The sequence below is a fragment of the Streptomyces sp. NPDC001219 genome (assembly GCF_053597915.1).
The window spans coordinates 1-16,026 of sequence record NZ_JBSFJF010000001.1 but is presented as its reverse complement, the minus strand read 5'-3'; the positions used below and the strand labels follow the sequence as shown (position 1 = coordinate 16,026).

General features: G+C 72.1%; 16 protein-coding genes. 5 read left to right on the top strand and 11 right to left on the bottom strand.

Features of this window, described 5'->3' with window-relative positions; genetic code table 11:
* Nucleotide 1 precedes the first annotated feature (1 nt).
* Nucleotides 2–481, top strand: a complete 480-nt coding sequence (locus ACWC9R_RS00080; protein WP_450727388.1) for an NUDIX domain-containing protein — start codon at nt 2–4, stop codon at nt 479–481.
* A 47-nt stretch (nt 482–528) separates the two neighbouring features.
* Here ACWC9R_RS00080 and ACWC9R_RS00075 read toward each other — a convergent pair whose 3' ends face one another.
* From ACWC9R_RS00075 to ACWC9R_RS00065, 3 genes are all read right to left on the bottom strand, one after another.
* On the bottom strand, nt 529–1,464 hold the full coding sequence (locus ACWC9R_RS00075; RefSeq protein WP_450727386.1) for a pyridoxamine 5'-phosphate oxidase family protein: 936 nt from the start codon (nt 1,462–1,464) through the stop codon (nt 529–531).
* A 49-nt stretch (nt 1,465–1,513) separates the two neighbouring features.
* Nucleotides 1,514–3,433 carry a globin domain-containing protein gene (locus ACWC9R_RS00070; RefSeq protein WP_450727384.1) on the bottom strand — a complete coding sequence of 640 codons (1,920 nt, stop codon included), beginning with the start codon at nt 3,431–3,433 and terminating at the stop codon, nt 1,514–1,516.
* Nucleotides 3,434–3,881: 448 nt separating this feature from the next.
* Entirely contained in the window at nt 3,882–4,517 is a 636-nt protein-coding gene (locus ACWC9R_RS00065; protein WP_450727382.1) for an HAD family hydrolase, read from the bottom strand.
* A gap of 203 nt (nt 4,518–4,720) precedes the next feature.
* Here ACWC9R_RS00065 and ACWC9R_RS00060 point away from each other — a divergent pair, with 203 nt between their 5' ends.
* On the top strand, nt 4,721–5,278 hold the full coding sequence (locus ACWC9R_RS00060; RefSeq protein ID WP_450727380.1) for a DUF2269 domain-containing protein: 558 nt from the start codon (nt 4,721–4,723) through the stop codon (nt 5,276–5,278).
* A 64-nt stretch (nt 5,279–5,342) separates the two neighbouring features.
* Here the strand turns inward: ACWC9R_RS00060 and ACWC9R_RS00055 are convergent, their stop codons facing one another.
* Together ACWC9R_RS00055 and ACWC9R_RS00050 are read right to left on the bottom strand one after the other, a co-directional pair.
* Nucleotides 5,343–5,786, bottom strand: a complete 444-nt coding sequence (locus tag ACWC9R_RS00055) for a GlcG/HbpS family heme-binding protein (RefSeq protein WP_450727378.1) — start codon at nt 5,784–5,786, stop codon at nt 5,343–5,345.
* Nucleotides 5,787–5,886: 100 nt separating this feature from the next.
* Nucleotides 5,887–7,104, bottom strand: coding sequence for an MFS transporter (locus tag ACWC9R_RS00050; RefSeq protein WP_450727376.1), 1,218 nt, complete (start codon nt 7,102–7,104; stop codon nt 5,887–5,889).
* Between the two features lie 137 nt (nt 7,105–7,241).
* On the opposite strand from ACWC9R_RS00050, the gene ACWC9R_RS00045 reads away from it, so the two are divergent.
* Both ACWC9R_RS00045 and ACWC9R_RS00040 read left to right on the top strand, forming a co-directional pair.
* On the top strand, nt 7,242–7,760 hold the full coding sequence (locus tag ACWC9R_RS00045; protein WP_450727374.1) for a MarR family winged helix-turn-helix transcriptional regulator: 519 nt from the start codon (nt 7,242–7,244) through the stop codon (nt 7,758–7,760).
* Between the two features lie 95 nt (nt 7,761–7,855).
* Nucleotides 7,856–8,308, top strand: coding sequence for an N-acetyltransferase family protein (locus tag ACWC9R_RS00040; RefSeq protein ID WP_450727372.1), 453 nt, complete (start codon nt 7,856–7,858; stop codon nt 8,306–8,308).
* Nucleotides 8,309–8,345: 37 nt separating this feature from the next.
* On the opposite strand, the gene ACWC9R_RS00035 is transcribed toward ACWC9R_RS00040, so the two are convergent.
* The 6 genes from ACWC9R_RS00035 to ACWC9R_RS00010 form a co-directional block, all read right to left on the bottom strand.
* Nucleotides 8,346–9,035 (bottom strand): TetR/AcrR family transcriptional regulator, encoded by a 690-nt coding sequence (locus ACWC9R_RS00035; protein WP_450727370.1) that lies wholly within the window; start codon nt 9,033–9,035, stop codon nt 8,346–8,348.
* A 593-nt stretch (nt 9,036–9,628) separates the two neighbouring features.
* Nucleotides 9,629–10,765 (bottom strand): pyridoxal-phosphate-dependent aminotransferase family protein, encoded by a 1,137-nt coding sequence (locus tag ACWC9R_RS00030; RefSeq protein ID WP_450727868.1) that lies wholly within the window; start codon nt 10,763–10,765, stop codon nt 9,629–9,631.
* Nucleotides 10,766–10,866: 101 nt separating this feature from the next.
* Nucleotides 10,867–12,315 (bottom strand): serine hydrolase domain-containing protein, encoded by a 1,449-nt coding sequence (locus ACWC9R_RS00025; RefSeq protein ID WP_450727368.1) that lies wholly within the window; start codon nt 12,313–12,315, stop codon nt 10,867–10,869.
* Between the two features lie 49 nt (nt 12,316–12,364).
* Entirely contained in the window at nt 12,365–13,066 is a 702-nt protein-coding gene (locus ACWC9R_RS00020; RefSeq protein WP_450727366.1) for a hypothetical protein, read from the bottom strand.
* A 31-nt stretch (nt 13,067–13,097) separates the two neighbouring features.
* Entirely contained in the window at nt 13,098–13,703 is a 606-nt protein-coding gene (locus tag ACWC9R_RS00015) for a MerR family DNA-binding transcriptional regulator (RefSeq protein WP_450727364.1), read from the bottom strand.
* A gap of 88 nt (nt 13,704–13,791) precedes the next feature.
* Nucleotides 13,792–14,766, bottom strand: coding sequence for a GlxA family transcriptional regulator (locus ACWC9R_RS00010; protein ID WP_450727362.1), 975 nt, complete (start codon nt 14,764–14,766; stop codon nt 13,792–13,794).
* 141 nt (nt 14,767–14,907) lie between these two features.
* On the opposite strand from ACWC9R_RS00010, the gene ACWC9R_RS00005 reads away from it, so the two are divergent.
* Nucleotides 14,908–15,876 (top strand): NADP-dependent oxidoreductase, encoded by a 969-nt coding sequence (locus ACWC9R_RS00005; RefSeq protein WP_450727360.1) that lies wholly within the window; start codon nt 14,908–14,910, stop codon nt 15,874–15,876.
* The last annotated feature ends 150 nt before the right edge of the window (nt 15,877–16,026 follow it).

Below are 16,026 nucleotides of genomic sequence, written 5' to 3'. Positions count from 1 at the left end.
TATGAACGAACGGCCAGTCGTCAAACGCACCGCCCGCGCGATTCTGCTCGACGGTGCGGACCTCGTTCTGATCAAGCGCACCAAGCCGGGCCGGGCCCCGTACTGGATCACTCCCGGCGGTGGTGTCGAGCCCGAGGACGCCACCGTCATCGATGCCCTCCACCGCGAGCTGGACGAGGAGCTGGGCGCGAAGATCAAGGACGTGGTGCCGGTGTTCGTGGACACCGTCGAGCACTTCAGCGACGGCGGGGTGGACGGCGTGAAGGTCCAGCACTTCTTCGTCTGCCGGCTCGACGCGATGGACCCGGCACGCCGGCACGGCCCCGAGGTCGAGGAGCCCTGCGGGGACTACGAGATCGTGCGGGTGCCCTTCACCCGCGTCGGCATCGCCTCCGTCGAGGTCGTACCGCTGTCGCTGCGCCACTACCTGGACGGCAACATCGAGGGCGTACGGGCCATGCACGCCCCCGACCTGGGCTGAGCGGAGCGCGAGGCACCGCGCGCCGCCTGCTGCCGCGGGGCGCCGTGTCAGCCGTCGCGCCGGTCGAACCAACCACGGAACCCGGCCTCGTCCTCCGCGGGGCGACGCGGCCGGGCGCGGGCGAGCACCCGCTCGACCCGGTCGAGGAACTCCGCGTTCAGCTCCTCCACGAAGTCCCGCCGGCCGGAGACACCGGGCGCGGAGCCGTGACCGGACTCGGGCTGTGCGGCCTGCGGCGCGGCGGCATGGGCGCGGTCGCCCCCGTACACCGGGGCCGCGGTCTGGCGGGCCGTGTCATCCGTGTCCTCGTGGAGTCCGCCCCGCAGGTGCTCGTTGCCGCGCTCCGGGCGCCGGAACGCCGGGCGCTCGCCCGCCTCGGCCGCAGCGCCGAAGAAGTCGCCGCCCTTGCGCTTGCTGTCGTCGGTGCCCCACGCCCGCGCCCCGCGCTGCTGCGCCGGGACCTTCTGCAGATGCGGAATGTGCTTGGCGCAGTGGATGTACGCCTCTTCGACCTCGACCGTGACCCACAGCTGGGCGCGCCGTCCGGGGACCGGGTCGACCGGCAGGCCGGTGTACTGCGCCCGCATCTCCTCGTCCATGACCACCCGTGCGCGGCCGTTGATGTGCAGCCCGATCCGGTCCCGGGTGAAGTCGATCATCAGGATGCCCAGGCGCGGGTTCTCCGAGATGTTCCCCACGGACGCCATGACACCGTTGCCACGGTATTCCGGGTACGCCAGCGTCCGGTCGTCGAGCACCTGGATGAACCCCGGCGGGCCGGCCCGGAAGGTCGAGTCGCAGTCACCGTGCCGGTCGGCCGTGGCCAGGAAGAACATCTCCTGACGGGCCACGAACTCCCGCATACGGGCGTTGAGATGGTCCAGGACCTGGTCCCGGTAGAAACGGTCGGCGCGTTCGGTCGTGCCCAGCCTCTGCTGTACCAGGTGCTCGCCGTCGCTCCCGGGGCGCTCCTGCCTCGGCATACCCCACCCCTCCCCTGTCGGACCGTACTCGCCCTGCACTGCCAAGACCTCAATCGCCTGCCGAGACGAGCTCTTCAATGGAGTCGTGCCGTATGCGGTCGGTCGGGATGCCGACTCCCACCAAAGCGTCCACACCGCTGCGGATCAACCCCGGCGGCCCGGAAAGGTAGGCGTCGTACTCCGGGAACGGTCCGTATTGCCGCACCGCGTCCGGAAGCTGTCCGGTTTCGCTGCTGGTCCCGCCGCGGGCCGCCGGTCCGGTGGCGACGACCGGGCGGACCGAGAGCCAGGGATGGGCCTGTTCCAGGCGCAGCATGGTGTCGAGGTCGTAGAGGTCCTGGTCGCTGCGGGCGCCGTAGAAGACCTCGACGGGACGCCGGACGCCGTGTTCCGCGACGTCCTCGATCAGCGCCTTGATGGGCGCGATGCCGGTGCCGCCGCCGACGCACAGCAGACCGCTGCGCGTCGTGTGGTCGACGGTCATCGCGCCGCCGGGCGCACCGAGCCGGATGACGTCGCCGGGGCGGGCGCGATGCACCATGGCGTTGGAGACCCAGCCGGCCGGTACCGCCTTGACGTGGAACGAGAGCAGGCCGTCGGAGCGGGGCGCCGAGGCGAAGGAGTAGTGCCGCCAGATGCGCGGCCACCAGGGGGTTTCCACGCTGGTGTACTGCCCGGCGAGGAACGGATAGGGCTGGTCGGGGCGGACCGTGACCACCGCGATGTCGGGCGTGCGCAGCTCGTGGGAGACGACCTCGGCCTGCCACCAGGCGGGGGCGACCGCCTCGTCCTCGGCGGCCGCGTCGATCATGATCTGCGAGATCGCCGTGTAGGCGCGCACCCAGGCGGCCTGGGTCTCCGGGTCCCAACTGGTCGTGGCGTAGCGCGCGAGCGCGCTGAGCAGGCATTCGCCGACCGCCGGGTAGTGGTCGGGCTGGGTGCCGTACTTGCGGTGCCCACGACCGAGGTTCGCGAGGTACGCGGAGAGCACCTCGGCGTCGTCGACGTGCTGGGCCGCGGTGAGCAGCGCCTTGAAGAGCCGGTCGCGCTGGGTGTCCATCGAGGCGGGGAACAGCGCCCGCAGATCGGGGTACTGGACGAAGAGCAGCGCGTAGAAGTACGAGGTGACCTTGTCGGCCACCGGCTCGATCTCCGCCATGGTGCGACGGATGAGCACCGCGTCGGGAGAGGCGGGGCTCGCGTGGGAGGCCGAGGCGGTCAGGTCTTCGAGAGAGGGCTCCCGCGAGGGAGCGGCGGGACGAGCCTGGGGCGTGAAGACCGAGGGCGCGGGAGCCGCGCTCTGGGCGGGCGGTGCCGGGGCAGGGGGCGCCGGGGCAGGCGATGCCGGGGCAGGTGGTGCCGGGGCAGGTGGTGCCGGGGCAGGTGGTGCCGGGGCGGCACTGGCCGCGGCGGCTCCCGTGGCGCGCGCCGATTCGTGTACGGGCTCGGGCTCATGGCCGGGGCCGGACACCCGCTCCCAGGTCGGATGACTCACCGGGAACGGCTGGTGTTCCCAGCCGGGCCCGGTCTCGCGGCGCTGCGGCGCGGCTGCCGGGGCGGCGTGCCCGGCGGCGGCCGCGGACTGCTCGCTGTAGTGGGGTGCGGTCGGCGCCCCGCCCGCCTCGTGCCGTGCCTGCGGAACCTGCGAGGGCTCGGTCTCACGCTCACGTGTGGCGGCGGTGCCTACCGGCCGGATGGGGTTGACCGGCCGACTGGGTATCCGTTCCCGGTCGTTGCGCTCATCTCTCTCGTACCGCTCATGGTGGCCTCTGTGGTCCACGCGGTCGGGATGTGCACTCCGGTCGTCCGGTTCGGCCCGGCCGTCCTCGCCTTGTTGCCGGTCCTGGCTGTTTTGCCGCTCCTGCTGTTCCTCGGAGGACTTCTTCGCCGGCGGAGTGAACCAACCCCAATCGCCACTGCTCCCGCCGGAAGATCCGTTATCGGCCGACGTAGTGGTCGGAGCGTCCATGGTCTGCCTCGCCTCGAACGTCTATCGGTCGTCTTCGCACTTCCGTGGAACGGAACTGCCCGGAATTCCCCCGCCCTGCCCCGGAATTCTTCATCGATTAAGCGATCCCGGCAACATCCTCCAAAGCGGACAATCTCACTTCCTCGTGACAATACGGAGTAGATGCCGTGTCAGCAGCATGCCACCTTGCTCATCACGAGGGACAAATAGTCGGAAGTCCAGGTGTCGCGGGCCGCTTCGCCGCTAGACTGGAGGGTTCTTACTCGCCCTTCGCGTACCCGCGGAAGCCTTCACTCCGCCAAGCCGGAGTCGACCATACCGGCAGTAGTTGAAACCACAAGTCCTGATCTTGGAACACTCCGCGCGGGCCTTCCGATAACAGTGATCCTCCCCACAGACTGCATTTTGAGCGCACACAGCGGACGAATCCGCCGTGGAAACTTCGGAATTACTGGCCAGTACGCACCAGCTCGTATGCCTCGCGCAGATCATGGCCCGCATACGCAAATGAGGCCAGGTCGCTGACATGGTGATCCGCATTCACGGCCACGGACCGCGGAACTGCCGCAAACAGTTCGGTGTCCGACAGGGAGTCGCCGTATGCCACGCAGTCGGCGCGGGTCACCCCGAACCGCGCACAGAGTTCATCCGCGACACGCACCTTCGCCTCGGAGGTGAGGATGCCGGCCGGCTCCACCGCCTGCCGGATCGGCACCGCCGGCCAGAGGGAGCCGTGCGCCGCGTCGGCACCCCAGGCCAGCAGCCGTTCGACAAAGAAGGCCGGGGACAGGGAAATCACCGCGCACCGTTCACCACGTGCCCGGATATCGGCCCAGACCTCCCGGATTCCGGTCAGCCACGGCGCCCCGTCGAAGGCCGCGGCCACCTGCGTTTCGGTCAGTTCGGCGGCCCACAGCTCACAGGCGCGCTGCGCGAACCGCACCGGTGTCAGCTCACCCGCCGCGAATCCGCGCTCCAGCTCACCGATCTCCCGCTCCAGCCCGAGCTGCCGGGAGATCTCGATCGCGGCCGCGGACCCGTAGAGCAGGGTCCCGTCCATGTCGAACAGATGCAGCTTGCTCATGGCCCCGGAGCCTAGGGGGCCCGGCCTCAGGATGCGTGGGCGGGAGGGGGTATGGGTGCAACCAGGTTGTTACAGGCCCAAATCCGGCCAGACGAGCGCCTCTCGTCCCCTGGTCCGGGTTCGTACGCGTACTCAAGGCCGGGTACGCACGGATACTCCCGCCGGCAGATGTCACCCGCGGCGCGGGGCGGGACGGTGTCGGTATGCAGCAGCTCAGCCGCCCCGCCCGCCGGGCCGTCCTCGTCCTTCACCTCGCCGTCTCCGTCAGCTGGCTCGGTCTCACCCTCGGGCTGCTCGCACTCGGCATCACCGGTTACACCACCGGCTCCCCGGAGACGGCGACGGTCGCCTACCGGGCGATGAAGATCTTCAGTGACTGGCTGGTCCTCCCTCTGGCCTTCGGCTCGCTGGTCAGCGGGCTGGTGCTGTCCCTGGGCACCGCCTGGGGGCTGACCCTGCACCGCTGGGTCGTGGTGAAGTTCTGGCTGACGCTCGTCACCGTGCTGCTGTCGGTGTTCTCGCTGCGGCCCGGCATCAACCGCCTCGCCGCCGAGGCCGCCGCGGGCAGCCCGGCCCCGGACATCAGCCTCGTCATCGCGCCGTCGGTCGCCACGGCCACCTATCTCTTCCTCACCGCGCTCTCCGTCCTCAAGCCCTGGGGACTGACCGGACGCGGCAGCCGACTGCGCGCGGCACGGTCGGCGGAGGCCCGCGCCGGCCGGGCACCGAGCAACAGCATCAAGGGCGCGGGCCTCCACTAGCGGCGCGGAGGCCGGAGCGGGCGAGGCCGGCGTCGGGCGGAACCGACGTCAGGCCAGGCCAATGTCAGACGAGGTCGGCCTCCGCTGTCGCCGCGGTGACGATCCGGTGGTCCTGTTCGGGGGCGCCGCCGCCGAAGCCGAGCGCGCCGATCAGCCGGCCGTCCCGGTGCAGTGGCACTCCGCCCGCGAGGAAGAGCAGCGGGCGGTCCAGCGCCGTGGGCAGCGTGTGGAAGAGCCCCTCGGGGCGTACCAGGTCGACGAGGTCGGCGGTCGGCGCATCCAACTGCAGGGCGGTGTACGCCTTGCGGGTGCTGGTCTCCCCGGAGATCAGCACGGCGGTGTCGTCCCGCCGGAAGCCGAGCAGGTGACCGCCCGCGTCCAGAACGGTGACGCTGCCCTTCACCCCGAGGCCGTCGGCGGCACGGACGGCGGCCTCGATCAAAGCCTCGGCCTCGCGGGTGGTGAGGGGGCGGACGGTGGGAGCGGCAGTGGGGGTGGTGGTGCTCATGAGGGGGTCCTTTGGGGTGTGGTGGCGCGGGCCGTGCCGGGGGTGCGCGGAGCGCCGGTGATACAGGGGTCCTGCGGGGGGGGTGGTGCGGACGCGGCCGTCAGCCGTGTGCCGGGACGGGTTCGTCGGCGGTCGCGGTGGGTCCGCCGGCGACCACCACCTGGCCGCGGCCGGTCTGACGCCGCTCCAGGGCGGAGGCGAATATCGCCACGCCGAGCGCCGCGACGGTCATCAGGGCACCGACCCAGTTGGGTGCGGTGTAGCCCAGGCCGGCCGAGATGACGATCCCGCCGAGCCAGGCGGCCAGTGCGTTGCCGAAGTTGAAGGCCGCGATGTTGCCGGCCGAGGCGAGGGTGGGCGCCGCGGCGGCCTGGTCCATCACCCGCTTCTGCAGCGGCGGCACGGTGGCGAAGCCGAAGATGCCGATCAGCGCGAGGGTGACGGTGGCGGCGGTCTTGTCGTGCGCGGTGAAGGTGAACGCGGCCAGCGAGAGCGCCAACCCGGTCAACGACACATACAGCATCGGCATCATGGCGCGGTCGGTGAACCGGCCGGAGACGAGGTTTCCGCCGACCATGCCGAGGCCGAAGACGGCCGTCAGCCAGATCACGGAGGACGGCGCGAAGCCGGTGACCTCGGTCATCATCGAGGCGAGGTAGGTGACGGCGGCGAAGACGCCGCCGAAGCCCAGGATCGTCATCAGCATCGCGAGGCCGACCTGGGGGTTGCGGAACACGGCGAGCTCGCTGCCCAGGGGAGAGGCCGCCTTCGCCCGCTGTGCGGGGACCAGCCCGAGGATTCCCAGCAGGCCGAGCACGCCGAGCGCGGTGATGGCGTAGAAGGTGAATCGCCAGTCGAAGTGCTGGCTGAGCATGGTGCCGGCCGGGACGCCCACGACGTTGGCGACGGTCAGACCGCTGAACATGAGCGAGAGGGCGGTGGCCCGCTTCTGGGGTGCGACGAGGTCGGCGGCCACCAACGCGCCGATGCCGAAGAACGCGCCATGCGTGAACGCGGCCACGATCCGCCCGGCCAGCATGATCCCGAAGTTGGGCGCGAGGGCCGTGAGCAGATTGCCCACGATGAACAGGCCCATCAGCAGCACCAGCATCTGCTTGCGGGTGAAGCGGGTGCCGAGAGCCGTCATCAGCGGCGCCCCGACGACCACACCGAGTGCATAGAGGGTGGTCGCGTATCCGGCGAGGGGGATGGAGACACCGAAGCCGGCCGCCATGTCGGGCAGCAGACCCATGACCGCGAACTCGGTCGTTCCGATCCCGAAGGCACCGATGGCGAGAGCCAGGAGTGCGAGAGGCATGACGGAGTGATCCCTTCACATCATTGCGTGCGTCGCTTACGAGCGTTCACAATAATTGCATGCGCGGGTTAATTGCAAGCGCCGTATATTTCGGAGGTGGCCTATCCTGGTTCCCGCGCCCCTTGAGGAGGTCTTCGATGACGCAGCAGACACGGGACACGCAGGAGACGGCGGCCCCGGAGCCGGCAGCGGCCGCGCCCGGCTGCACCCCGGCGGAGCCCCTGGGCCTGGCACAGGGCTGGTGCGCCCTGTCCGCACTGCACGGCCGGATCGAGTCGCACATCGAGCGCGCGCTGCAGACCGCTCACGACCTCAGCGTCCGGGAGTTCTCGGTCCTCAATGTGCTCAGCGAGCAGCACGACGGACCGGGTGGTCATCTGCGGATGCACCAGGTCGCGGACTCCGTCGTCCTCAGCCAGAGCGCCACGACCCGCCTGGTCACCCGGCTCGAGGAGCGCGGGCTGCTCTCGCGCTACCTGTGCCCCGACGACCGGCGCGGCATCTACACCAACGTGACACCCGATGGCCTCGCGCTCCTGGTGGAGGCCCGGCCCACCCACGACGGCGCGCTGCGCGAAGCCCTCAAGGACGCCTCGCAGCGCCCCGAGCTGGCACCACTGGTCAACGCCGTCGAGACGCTCGCGCCACCGAAGTGACGCCGGTCGGCGCATGAGAGCAGAGCCTGCGGCGGTAAGGGCGGCGGGCTCGCCTGCCTGCCGCCCCCGTGATCGCACGGCATAAGGTCGCGCCCATGAGCGAAATCGAGATACGCCGGGCGACCGCGTCCGATCTTCCCGCCATTGTCGCGATGCTCGCCGACGACCCCCTGGGCGCCACCCGCGAGTCACCGGACGACCTGACTCCGTACCGCGCCGCGTTCGAAGCGCTGGCCTCCGATCCGCAGCAGCACCTGGTCGTGGCGGACCGCGCCGGCCGGACGGTCGGCACCCTCCAGCTCACCGTCATACCGGGCCTGTCCCGGCGCGGCGCGACCCGCTCGGTCATCGAGGGCGTACGGGTCCACCGTGACGAGCGCGGCGGAGGCCTCGGCACCCAGCTCATCGAGTGGGCGGTCGCGGAGTCCCGCACACTCGGCTGCCAGATGGTGCAGCTCACCTCGGACGCGACCCGGATCGACGCACACCGCTTCTACGAGCGCCTCGGATTCGAGGCCTCGCACCTGGGTTTCAAGCTCCCGCTCTGAGGAACGGGCGGTCGGCCGGGCACCCGGCCACGCCCGCTCACGTCCGGCGCGTACGCTCCCGCGCCCGGTGTGCCTTCTGCCGGCAGGCACCACCGCAGTAGCGTGCGGGCCGGCCCGTGCGGGCCGCCGCGATGGCCGCACCGCACACCCCACACCGCGATTCGTTACGTTTCACCGGCTCGGATTCGAGTTCCGTTACCACGCGTTCCGGTCGCAGCGCATCGCACATCAGCGCCGTCATCCGGCTCGGAACGCCGCCCTCGACCCCGGTTCCCGCCGCGGCCCGCTCCATCGAAAGACAGCCGACCAGCAGCGCCCTGAGGTCGGCTATCCCGACGTCCTGCCGTACGGCATCCGCCGCCTGGGCCCGTCTGAGCAGGACTTCCAGCGCGTCATCGAAGTCCTGCCCGACTCCCGGCGAGGGCTCGAAGGGCCCCGCGCCGGCCGCCTCCAACGCGTCGCACAACGCCCTGTTCCGTGACGCGAGCCGTACCACCGAGGACAGAAAGCGAAAGAAGACCGGACCGGGGTCCGGAACCTCGGCCAGGTCCCTGGCGGTGTCGGCGAAAAGCTCGATCCGGTCCACGATCGTCGCCCTGAACAGGGCTTCCTTGGACGGGAAATGGCGATAGACGGTCCCGGCACCGACCCCGGCGCGGCGCGCGATCTCCCCGAGCGGAACCCTCAACCCCTGTTCCTCGAAGGCGAATCGGGCCGCCTGGAGCACCAGCGCCCTGTTGCGCCGCGCATCCGCACGGGAGGGTGCCGCACCGCCGTCCGCCACTGCCGTGCCTCCTGAAAACGCTCGACGCCGGGTCCCGCACTCCGCGATTTCCAACCGGGTCGTTCGTTCCGATTCTATGGGACGGCCTGAGCAAGATCGTTAACGGCTCGGCCGTCGCGCCGGGCGGGGATGCACCGGACGGCTGGGCGGCGCGCTGGCCTTCGGCGGCCGGAGGGCGGCGGACGGCGGGGACGCCGGGCAGCGGGCAGCGGGCGGCGGGCGGCGGACGGCTCGACCGCGAAGGCGCACGCCCACCAGCGCCTACGGCGTCTTCAGCGTCCAGCCTGCTCCCGTACCCCCGGGCCCGCCACTGGACTACTCCTGGCGGGACCAGACCGCGGGCCCACCGCCACGCCGTCGGCCCGCGGCAACCTCCGCGCGCGTACGACTCCCCCTCCGCTACGCCGCCAACAGCGCCTGCGCACAAGGTGTTTCACGTGAAACGACGCCTCGTCCCGGCATGCGTGTGGGGCCGTGTTTCACGTGAAACACGGCCCCACATCGACAGCTCGCCTGCGTCCAGGCGCTTGCTCGGCTCAGCCGGCGACCACCGCGTCCCACGCCGCGCCCGCCGCCTGGGCCGCGGCCTCGGCGTCCACGGACACGCCCAGCGCTCGCAGTCCGCCTGCCAGCGCCAGCAGCGAGGCCGTGACCACCGCCCGGTCGGCGGCGCGGCCATAGTGGTTCACCCGGATCATCTCCTTGGCCAGCGCGCCCGCCGCGGCCTGCACCGGTACCGCTGCGTCCAGCGCGACCGCGGCCGTCACGATCTCCCGCGCGTCCATTCCCTCAGGCGCCCGGAGCGTGGTGGCGACCGGCGCCGCGTCCTCCTCGCGCACGACATACGGAGCGAGCCCGCCCAGCGCCCGCACGCCGGCCCTGGTCGCCGAGGCCGCCGCCCGGTGCCGGGTGAGCACCGTCTCCAGACCTTCGGCCTCCAGACGGTCGGCGGCCTGCTCCAGCGCGAGCATCTCCAGCTGCGCGGGAGCATGCGGAAGTGCGGTACGTCCGCCGTCGATCCAGCGCTCCTTCCAGTCCAGCAGCGAGAGGTACGAGCGCCGCGGTGCCTGCTCATTGGCGGCGATCCGCTCCCAGGCGCGGGGGCTGACCGACGCCACCGACACCCCGGCAGGCCCGGCCATCGCCTTCTGCCCGCCGATCACACAGAGGTCCACGCCCCACTCGTCGGTGAGCAGCGGCTCGGCGCCCACCGAGGCGACCGCGTCCAGCATCAGCAGCGCACCGTGCTCCCGCACCACCGCGCCGATCTCGGCGACGGGGTTGGTGTTGCCGGTGGCCGCCTCGGCGTGCACCAGGCTCACGAAGTCGATCTCGGGGCGTTCGCGCAGCGCCTCCGCCACCTGCTGCGGGGCGACCGCTCCCGTGAACGGTGCGGTGACGGTGACCACCTCGGCGCCACAGGAACGCAGCCAGCCGCCGAAGGTCTCACCGTACGGACCGGTGATGATGTTGAGCGCGGTGCTGCCGGGCCGCACCGCCGAGCGGATGCAGGCCTCCAGGGGCAGCAGCGCCTCGCCCTGCATCGCCACGACATCGCAACGGGTACCCATCAGGGCCGCGACCCTGTCCTCGATCCGCGCGAAGTGGGCCGCGGTGAGCGGCGGCAGATCGAGCAGGTCCGGGGCGGCGGAGTTCGCGGTCGGATCAGACACAGCAGTCACAGGGCCTTCCAGCGGTAGCGAGCCGGCTCGGCGCGGCTCCTGACATCGGGATCGACTGTACGTCCGTGCGCCAGGCCCCCGCCGTACGGGCCTCAGGTCCGCCAACCCTCCGCATCCACCCCGCCGGGCACCGGCGCCGACGGCTCGTACGGACCGCGGGTGAACACGAAGGTGCCGAGATCCAGGTGGCTGACCGCCCCGTCCCGGTCCCGCCTCACCCGCAGCGTCTCGCCCTCGTAATAGCCGTCCAGACCGGTCCATGTGCCGTCGCTCTCGGCCCGGAACCGCGCGCCGCGGCCCGTCGCGGACAGCGGGGTGAGCTCCAGTCCGCGCCCGGCCCGCAGCCGCAGCGCATGGGGGTTCGCGCCCCAGTACCAGGGGCCGGTCAGCGCCAGCAGTTCCGGATCATCCAGCGGTTCGGGCAGCGGACGCCAGGGCTCGGGGATGCGGGGTTCGTGCGTGCGGACAATCCCGATGAGATCGGCGGCAACGGCCCCGGGCGCCGGGCCCGAGGTGCAGTTGGTGAGGACGACCCCGGCCAGGTTTTCCTCGGCATCGGTCCACAGCGCCGCCAGGAACCCGGGCATCGAGCCCTGGTGCCCGACCAGCAGCCGCCCCTCCCGCCGCAGCATCTGCACGCCCAGGCCGTAGCCCTCCTCCCATGTCCCGCTCGCCGGCGGCACGGCCGGTGCCCGCAGCTCCGCCAGGCTCGCCGCGCCCAGCACCCGCGCGTCGCCCCGCAGCAGGAACGCCGCCCAGCGGCACAGGTCCTGAACCGTCGACCACAGCTGCCCCGCCGGGCCCATCAGGCCGGTGTCCTCGGCCGGCTCCGGCAGCAGTGCGTCGGCCCACGGGTGCACCGCCCAGCCATGCGCGTACGGCGCTTCCGGCAGCAGCGTCGTGCGGCTCATGCCCAGCGGCTCCAACACTTCGCGCCGCAGGACCTCGCCCCACGGAACTCCGTCCCGCAGCCGTTCGACCAGCGCGCCGAGCAGGGCGTAGCCGAGGTTGGAGTAGTGGTGCCGCCCTGCCGGAACCCGCTGCGGGCGCTCGCCGAAGAGGTCGGCCGGCTCGGGCCGCAGCTCGCCCGTGGTCCGCTCCCACCAGGGGCCCCGCGGCTCGGCCGCCAACCCCGCACTGTGGGAGAGCAGTTGCGTGAGCGTCGCGTCCGGCACCGGTGTGTCCTCCAGATACCTGCCGACCGGGTCCTCCAGCCGCAGCAGCCCCTCGTCCCGCAGCCGCAGCACCAGCACGGCGACAAAGGTCTTGGTGAGCGATCCGATCCGGTACTGCACATCGCCGTGCGGTACCTCCCCGTCCACCGAGCCCCGGCCCCCGGTCCACACCGCCCGTCCGTCACGGACGACCGCGCCCGTCATCGACGGCGTGCGCCCCTCGGACTGGCCGACCGCCAGCCGGTGCAGCAACGCCCGCCGTGTCGGCGCCAGCAGCTCAGCGAACTCGTCGGCGGTGGCGGCCGCGCTCAGCCCCTGGCCGACGGGCTCGGGACGGGAAGACTCCGGGGACGGGGGGACGGTCATGGCGCTCCTCAACAGCGAATCCGGCTCGGCCCGGCCCATCCTCGCCGTCTCACCGGAGCGCGGGCGACCCTATTACCGCGCCCAGTGCGGTCTGCTCGTCCTCCGGCAGCCTCCGCGACGCATGCACCATGTGCAGCGCGGACCGCAGGCGCACCCGGTCAGCGGCCGTGCCGAGGAAGCCGAGGTAGGCGGGGAGCGTCAGTCCCAGCGCCATCAGCTCGCCCCGCGCACACCACCGCGACACCAGCTCCCGCACCCGCCCGTCGGCCGCCTCGTCGAGGAGCCGCGGCGCCCCCGCCGCGGCGGCTTCCTCCCCGGCGGAGTCGTCGCAGGCCACGGCCGTCTCCCGCAGCCCCGCCGCGATCGCGAAGCGGTTCCAGTCGCCGTACTGCCCCTCGGGAGCCTGCTCCACCCGTTCCGCGGCCCGCACGAGATACGTATGCGCCGCAGCCGTCCGGCCGAGCTGACGACAGGCCTGACTCATGTTCAGGAACAACGACGCGTAGAAGCCCGCCACCCGCTCGTCCCCCACCCGGTCGGCACGGTCCAGGCACTCCTGGTTCCAACGGAGCGTCTCCTCGGGCGAGTTCTGGTGCCGTGCCAGGTAGTGCGCGGCGATGCACGCCTCGTAGTCGTCGGTGGCCTCGTCCCACGCCTGCTGGAAGAGTGCGCGCGCCGCACCCGCCCGGCCCTCCGCCTCGGCCTGCATCCCCGCCACGCACAGGCGCACCACGGACAGTTCCGTATCCATCAGTCCGCTCCCCTCCTCAAGTCCGCTCCCCTCATCCGTTCTCAGTGACCGGCCCCCGGTCACGGCCTCGGTCGCCGGTGCGCCCGGCACCGGCGCGGTCCGGCGCGGCGGTCTCGCGCACCGGCATCACCAAGGTCGTGAAACTTCCCTGGTCGGCCGAGCGGACCAGAACGGGCCGGTCCGGCGCGGTGATCTCCAGCAGCACATCCGGCCCCACCCCGGCCTCCAGCGCGGGCACCAGTACGGCCGGGTCGAAGGAGATCCGCAGCCCCGGCCCGGTGTGCACCATCCGCATCCGTACGGTCTCCCGGCCCCCGCCCGTCACCTCCAGCACCGGCCCGGCCGCGAGATCCCCCCGGTCTCCCGCCGGGTCCGGAGCCGCCGGTCCGCCCGCGTCCGGCCCGTCCCGCCGGTCCGCGCCGAGCACCGCCAGGGACACCGGCCCCGCCGCCCGCAACTGCCGGAGCGTCACCGCCCGCGCCGTCTGCCCTGCCCCGTAGCGCCGGTACCCGGTCACGGCATCCACCCGCGCAGGCCGCAGCAGCCCGCAGTCGTCGTAGAACCGCAGGGCACTCGGCGCGAGCCCCACCCGGCGGGCGAAGACGCCGATGGTCAGCAGCTGTCCGGTGTCGTCCATGGACGCGATTGTGGAGCTTCGACCAGGCTGAAGGTCAACGCCGACGGCGGTCCCGGGCGGTGCGCACGGCCGGTCGTGCCGCGCCGCTTCAGGCGGTCAGCTCCGCGGCGCTCCGGAACGTCCGCCGGTAGGCCAGCGGTGCCACCCCCACCGCGCTGTGCAGATGCTGGCGCAGCGAGGTCCCGGTGCCGAAGCCCGCGTGATGGGCGACGAGGTCGATCGGCCAGTCCGTGGTCTCCAGCAGATGCCGGGCGCGCTCGATGCGCTGTCCGGCGAGCCACTGCCCCGGGCTCATGCCGACCTCGTCGCGGAACCGCCGGGTGAGGGTGCGCACGCTGACCCGGGCGTGCGCGGCGAGGTCGGTCAGGGCGAGCGGCTCGCCGAGACGTTCCAGGGCCCAGGCGCGGGTGGCGGCGGTGCCGCCCGCCGAGGGTTCCGGCACCGGCTGCCGGATGAACTGGGCCTGTCCACCGTCCCGCCAGGGCGGCACCACACACAGCCGGGCCACCTCGTTGGCGACGGCGCTGCCGTGGTCACGGCGCACGAGGTGCACACACAGATCCACCCCGGCGGCGGCTCCGGCCGAGGTGAGGACGTCACCGTCGTCGACGAACAGCACATTGGGATCGACCCGGACGGTGGTGAAGAGCCGTTGCAGTTCGGTGGCCTCCCGCCAGTGTGTGGTGGCCGGCCGGTGGTCGAGCAGCCCGGCGGCGGCGAGGACGAAGGCCCCGGTGCAGATGGCGACCATGCGGGTGCCGGGCCGGACGTGCGCCAGCGCCGCCCGCAGGTCATCGGACAGCCGGCCGTCCTCCCGGTGCGTGTGCGCCCCGTGGGCCGGCGGGATGACGACGGTGTCGACCTGCGCGAGGACGGAGGCGTCCGCGGCGACCGCGATGTCGTAGTCGGCATCGGTGCGCACCGTCCGCCCGTCCAGGCTGCAGGTGACGACGGAGTAGAGCGGTTCACCGGCGGCGTCCCGGGCGGCGCCGAAGATCCGCGCGGGAATCCCCAGCTCGAAGGGGACGACACCGTCCAGGGCGAGAACTGCGACGCGATGCATGACCCGATTCTTTCAAACGTTGGCCTTTAGGACACCGCCGGGCTCCCGGCAGCCGCGGAATGCTGGCAGCACCTCGGGAAACGCGGCCGCCGGGCGGCGCGTGCACCCGCTCCCCGCCACAGGCACAGACGAAGGAGACCCATGTCCGAGACCGGGACCCCGCAGATGCGGGCCGTCAGCCAGGACACCGCCGGAGGCCCTGAGGTCCTCAAGGTGATCACGACCGACCGGCCGGTGCCCGGCCCCACGGAGATCCTGGTCCGGGTACACGCCGCGGGCGTCAACCCGACCGACTGGAAGACGCGGAGCGGCGGCCGGTTCCTCGACGGCAGCAGCGAGCAGCCGTTCATCCTGGGCTTCGACGTCTCCGGTGTGGTCGAGGCGGTCGGCCTCGGCGTCACCCTCTTCGCCCCGGGCGACCAGGTCTTCGGCATGCCGCGCTTCCCCCACCCCGCCGGGGCCTACGCCGAGTACGTCACCGCCCCGGCGCGCCACTTCGCCCCTCTTCCCGCCGGCCTGGACCACGTCCACGGCGCCGCGCTCCCGCTGGCGGCGCTGACCGCCTGGCAGGCCCTGGTCGACACCGCGAACGTGCAGCCCGGCGCCCGGGTGCTGATCCATGCGGCGGCGGGCGGCGTCGGTCACCTCGCGGTGCAGATCGCCAAGTCCCGCGGCGCGTACGTGATCGGCACCGCCCGGCGGGCCAAGCACGAGTTCCTGCGCGATCTGGGCGCCGATGAACTCGTCGACTACACGGAGCAGGACTTCGCGACCGCGGTACGCGACGTCGACCTCGTCTTCGACACCATCGGCGGTGACTATGTCGCCCGCTCGCTGCGCACCCTGCGCCCCGGCGGTTCGCTGGTCTCGATCGTGCCGCCGGACGACGCCTTCCCCGCCGACCAGGCGCGCGAGGCGGGCGTACACACGGCGTTCGTCCTCGTCGAGCCCGACCGGTCCGGCCTGCAGGCCGTCGCCGAGCTGGTGAACGCCGGAAAGCTGCGGGTCAACGTCGAGACGGCCGTCCCGCTGGAGGACGCCGCGAAGGCCCACGCCCTGGGCGAGACGGGCCGCACCACCGGCAAGATCGTCCTGACGGTCGCGCCCTGACGACGGCCACCGCTCCGAGACCCCGCCCCAGTAGGACGCTTTCCTTGGGTGTGTCCTAGGACCTGTCGTCAAACTCCCGTCGTTCGCCCGAAGGGCGGCCCCGCGGGGTCTGGTGCGTGCGATCGCAAGGCGGAGGGTCGCCCCGATACT